The organism is Sphingomonas pruni NBRC 15498 (genome assembly GCF_001598455.1).
Classification (GTDB): domain Bacteria; phylum Pseudomonadota; class Alphaproteobacteria; order Sphingomonadales; family Sphingomonadaceae; genus Sphingomonas; species Sphingomonas pruni.
The window spans coordinates 1-1,156 of record NZ_BCYZ01000160.1 but is presented as its reverse complement, the minus strand read 5'-3'; the positions used below and the strand labels follow the sequence as shown (position 1 = coordinate 1,156).

At 65.1% G+C, this 1,156-nt stretch carries 1 protein-coding gene; it reads right to left on the bottom strand.

The genetic code is table 11. The features are described 5' to 3' along the window. Positions 1-17: 17 nt before the first annotated feature. Complete coding sequence (locus tag SPR01S_RS21025; RefSeq protein ID WP_066593812.1) at positions 18-953, bottom strand: IS110 family RNA-guided transposase; 936 nt, start codon at positions 951-953, stop codon at positions 18-20. Positions 954-1,156 lie beyond the last annotated feature (203 nt).

Genomic DNA, 1,156 nt, shown 5'->3' with positions numbered 1-1,156 from the left:
AGCGACTATCTGGATTGTCAAATTGCATGGGCGAGTTCGGCACGGACGTCACGTGCTTTGGCATTGAGGCGGACGAGGAGTTTTCTGGCGAGGGCGATGCGGACCTCCATTTTGCTGAGGCCACGAGCCAGGAGGCGTTCGCGGAAGTCGGTGAGGCTTTGATCGTATCGGCGTGCGACATCTGCGACGAGGAAGAGGATCGAGCGCAGGCCCGCTCGTCCGCCGCGGATCGAGCGTCGCCCTCGGCGTTGGCCGCTGTCGTCGGGGAGTGGAGCGAGACCGACGAGTTTGGTGACGGCGCGATTGGAGAGGGTGCCGATCTCGGGCAGTTCGGCGAGGATATAGGCGACCGTGCGGTCGGCGACGCCCTTGATCGAACGGAAGGTGCGGTCGAGCGCGACCCAGAGCGGATCGACCTCGATAAGGGCCGCGATCTCGCCGGCAAGCCGGCTGGCTTGGGTGGTGAAGAAAGCGATCGCCTCCTGGATGCTTTGTCGCGCGAAGGGGTCGCGGACGCTGTGCAGGCGCTGCTTCTGCACGCCGAGATCGGCCGTGACCTGGCGCAACCTCGCAGCCAGGGCGATGAGGCGCTGCTGGTCGGCGGATGGCGGGGGCGTTGCCACCATGCGCTTGGCGTCGGCGAAGCGCGCGATCATCATCGCGTCGATACGGTCGGTCTTTTCCAGATACCCCATCGCCTCGGCGAACTTGCGGACCGACCGGGCATTGGCGATGGCGCAGGGCTGACCCGCCTGCCACAGGGCCAGATAGGCGGGCTGCTCAAGACCGCCGCTGGCCTCCATCACCACCAGCGCCGCATGATGCGCGCGACAATAGGCCCCAAGCTCGGCAACACCTTCGGCGGTGTTGGCGAAGCGCTGATGGCCGGCCGGCTCGATCCAGGCATCGAGCCACGACTTGGATACGTCCACTCCACAAATGATCGTCATCACGGTAACCTGCCTTGTCTGTACGACTGCGGATCAAGCGACTGTTCGGTTGTACGTGACTGCGGCGATGATCCCTGGCTCCCACACGGTTGCAGCCAGAGGGTGATCGGGCGACATCGCCGGAACACCGGGGCGGGCGGCCGCCCACCCCGGTGTTCCATCGCTTCCAACCGAACAATCCGCAGATCGTCCAGATACAAGGGTGA